Here is a 3,628-nt window from a genome sequence, read left to right as displayed (position 1 = left end):
CAGATCGTCACGCATGCGCTGGACTCGGCCCGAATTCCCTGAGCGCCGCGCGCAAGGCGAAAAAATCCGGCACGATCCGCGCCGCGCCGGCCTTGGTCAGCTTTTCATGGCGGTGATAGCCCCAGCCCACGCCGATCGCATGGGCGCCGACGGCATGGGCCATCGCCATGTCGAAGGTTGTGTCGCCGATCATGCAGGCGTTGCGCGGCGAGACGCCGGTTTCCCGCAGCGCGCGCAAAAACATGTCCGGCGCGGGCTTCGACGGGGCGTCATCCGCCGTCTGGATCGTGTCGAAATAGCCCTGCCAGCCGTGGCGCTCCAGCAACCGGTCGACGCCCGCGCGCGACTTGCCGGTGGCGATGCCGAGCAGGCAGTCCTCGCAGGCGGCCAGTTCGCTGAGCAATTCCTGCGCGCCGGGATAGAGCGGGTCGTGGAAGCCCGGCAGCGCGCGCAATTCGGTCCAGGCGTCCTTATAGGCCTGCGCCAGCCGGTCGCTCGGCCCTTTTCCGTCGGTCAGCGCGTCAAAGGCTTCGATCAGCGACAGGCCGACCACGGAAAGCGCGCGCTCGCGCGAAGGCGCCGCCATGCCGAGCGAGGCGAAGGCCCTGCCCTGCGCCTCGACGATGAGGTTCTGGCTATCGACGAGCGTGCCGTCGACGTCGAAAACGAAAAGCTTCACGACCGTCCCCCTTCCCCGCGTCCCGCCGTCTCGCGCGGCGGATTCTGCTCATGTTATAGACCCGCCGCGCCGCCGCGCCAATCGCGGCGAAGAAGCCGAGGCGTCTCAACGTGAATTTCGAGATGGGGCGGGGAGTGGGTATCGCTTGATGGTCTGCCGCCGGCGCGAAGCAGAACCATGCGCGCGGTCGCAACAGATCCGCTTGCGCGTCCACACTGGTCCTCCCGTGGGAGACTCGTATCGGGAAAATCATCAAAGGTCCTTTTCGATACGATGTGTCCCCTTTTCTAAAACCCCATGCGATTCCGCGCGCCCGGTTTGGCGGAAGCTTCCTCCATAAGCCATTGCGCCAATGTCGCGGCGTCCTGGCGCCCCATGACCTTCGCCTTGCGGGCGACGAGCGCGAAATCACCCGGTGTAAGCGTGTCGAACGCGCGCAGCTCGCGCGGCGCCTCCTCGCCAAAGACCAGGCGAAACGCCGCGGCGACCTGATCCTCGCCCATCGCCAGGAATTTGACCTTGAAAAGGAAACGCCGCAGCGATGCCGGGTCCAAATTCTCGAAGGCGTTGGTCGAGCAGGCGAAGGGAAGCATGTGCCGCTCCATGGCGACGAGCAACTCATTGACCTGCGTGACCTCCCAGGAATGCTGGGCGCCGGTGCGCGCGGCCAGCAGCGAGTCCGCCTCGTCGAAGATCAGGAAGGCGCGCCTGTCCGCCGCCTCCTCGAAAGCATGGCGGATCGCCTTCTCGGTCTGGCCGAGCCAGGCGGAAAAAAGATCGGAGGCTCGCTTCTCCACGACATCCAGACCGAGGCGCTCGGCGAGATGACGCGTATAGGCGCTCTTTCCGCTGCCCGGCACGCCATGGAAACAAAATGAAAGGGCGAGCGTCCCGCAAGATGCGATCCTGTCGCGCAAAGCGAGAAGATCGTGATCGGCGCGAATGAGCGCGACGTCGAAAGCGATCGGCGCCGGAGCGTACTCGGGCTCCGCGCCATCGATGGCGCGCAGGCTCGCACGCGCGCAGGCCGTCGGATCCACGCCAGCAAGGCGCGCTGCGCGCAAGGCGTGGGTCAGGATCGCCGGCGACGCGTTGAGCGCTGCAAGCTCGTCACGCGATTTGTCCGCGAGCTTCACCCGCCCGTGCCGGGCAAGCTTGTCGATCATCCGAGAACGCGCCGTGCGGTCGGCCTCCGGGAAGCGCAACACATAGCTCATGCGGCGCAATACGGCGGCGCCGAGCCGGCCCGGCGCGTTGGTGATCCAGATCGTTGGCGCCTCGCTCGTTTCGACGAGACGGTTGGTGAAAGCCTTGGACCCTTTGCGGGCCGCGCCATCGACATCGACATTGGCGAAGACGTCATCGGCCTCGTCGACCACGACGAAGCTTCCGCCGGCCTGCCGCGCCAAGACCCCCATGAGGGCGATGGCGCCGATGCGCTCGCCGCGCGATGGTTCGCGCTCCTCGGCGCCCGCGGTCGCCTCGCCCGCGAAAACCGCATGCGCTCCGAGCCGGTCGCCGATGGCGCGCGCCAACTCCGTTTTGCCGGTCCCCGGCGAGCCATAAAACAAGATATTGACGCCTCGCTCCTTGCGCGTGAGCGCCGCTTCGACGAGGCCGAGCGCGATTTCCCGCCCCTCGATATGGTCGAAATCGGTCCAGTCGAGCGCGGAGCGCACGTGTGCTCCCAGCAGCCGCCTGCGCAGCGCCAAGCTATCGCTCGACGGACTGCGCAGCACCGACTGCGCGATCTGGGTGAGAGAATATTCATTGCGGCCGCAGTCCTGCACAAGCCCGTAGAGCCCGAGCGGGGCATCGCTGTGAAGCCGCGCCCGCGCCCGCGATTGGGATGTCGCCGTCATCGCCGCGAGCGCCGAAAGGCGTGTTTCCTCATCATACCAGCATTCGCCCTCATAACCCTCGCAGCGCTGAAGCAGATCGCGCAAGGGGGCGCGACATGACGCTGCGCGCCAACGCGTCGAGCAGCGCTTGATCGAATCGCGACAGTCCAAGCGACGCGCCGAGCCAGGCGACGCGTTTCTCGAGCGAGGAGGCCGCCGGCGCCGTTTCGTCCTGCGCATCGGCGAGCCGCTTGCGCAACGGCGCGAAAGACTTCCACTCGGCGGCCTTGAGCCTCGCGCCTTCTTCCTCGATTTCAAGCCCTTTGGGGCAGGCGCCGATCAGTTGATGATGCTCCAGAAGCCAACCGGCGACGCGGCGGCGCGGCCCGGTTCGCCCACGCCGCGTTTCCGACAGGAAGAGATTGTGCGCATGACGGCGCAGCAGCCAACGTTCGTAAGGGTGCGCAACCGGCGCGCCAAAACCAAGATCCATGACGATATCCTCGCCGCGGCGGCATCGCGCGCGGCCTGAAAAAGAGACAGCAGCGCGGCGCGCGAGACGCCGGCGCAGAACGCTGTCGACAATCAAATTATTTGGCTGTGTCGATCACACAGGATCGAAAAGCCGGCTTGAGGCAAGCCGGCGGGGCGGCTTGCTTAGCCAAGCGCCCATTGCGGGCGGCGCGAATTGGTCATGTGCCGTCTCCGAGATCGAAACGCGAAAATACGCGTGAGGGCTTTTACTCCAAAGCGCCAGCTCCGGCAAGCGCTGAGCTTGCGCTCCATCGTCGAAAGGTGAATTGCGCATCCGAACAGGCGAGCCGGTCTTCCGAACGCGGGTTCGGAGGTCGGCATCCCGCCTTACGGATTGATCGCGCCGCGAATTGGATGTCGCCGTAAGACACAAACGGAAATCCAAACCGGGACGCTGCGGAAACACTCAATAGCGCCAGCCGCGCCGCCAGAAGGCCAGCGCCCACGCCAGATCGTCGCGGAAGCGCACCGGCTGGCCGATTTCGACCGTCGCGGTCATGCCGGCGACCGGAGTGACCTCCGCCGGGACCGGATCGAGCTCAATGCGGACCGGCACGCGTTGGGCGAGGCGCAC

At 66.2% G+C, this 3,628-nt stretch carries 3 protein-coding genes; all 3 read right to left on the bottom strand.

What is annotated here, in order from left to right; genetic code table 11:
* Positions 1-7: 7 nt before the first annotated feature.
* Positions 8-679: an HAD-IA family hydrolase gene (locus ACE3S9_RS16590; RefSeq protein WP_374547585.1), complete on the bottom strand. Its 672-nt coding sequence runs from the start codon at positions 677-679 to the stop codon at positions 8-10.
* Positions 680-966: 287 nt separating this feature from the next.
* Positions 967-2,625 (bottom strand): AAA family ATPase, encoded by a 1,659-nt coding sequence (locus tag ACE3S9_RS16585; RefSeq protein WP_374547584.1) that lies wholly within the window; start codon positions 2,623-2,625, stop codon positions 967-969.
* Positions 2,591-3,013: a hypothetical protein gene (locus ACE3S9_RS16580; protein ID WP_374547583.1), complete on the bottom strand. Its 423-nt coding sequence runs from the start codon at positions 3,011-3,013 to the stop codon at positions 2,591-2,593. Before ACE3S9_RS16580 ends, ACE3S9_RS16585 begins: the two co-directional genes overlap by 35 nt.
* Positions 3,014-3,628 lie beyond the last annotated feature (615 nt).

Origin of the sequence: Rhodoblastus sp. (genome assembly GCF_041915505.1) — a bacterium.
GTDB lineage: Bacteria > Pseudomonadota > Alphaproteobacteria > Rhizobiales > Beijerinckiaceae > Rhodoblastus.
Note: the sequence above shows the minus strand (reverse complement) of the source record. Positions and strands in the feature narration are given on the sequence as shown.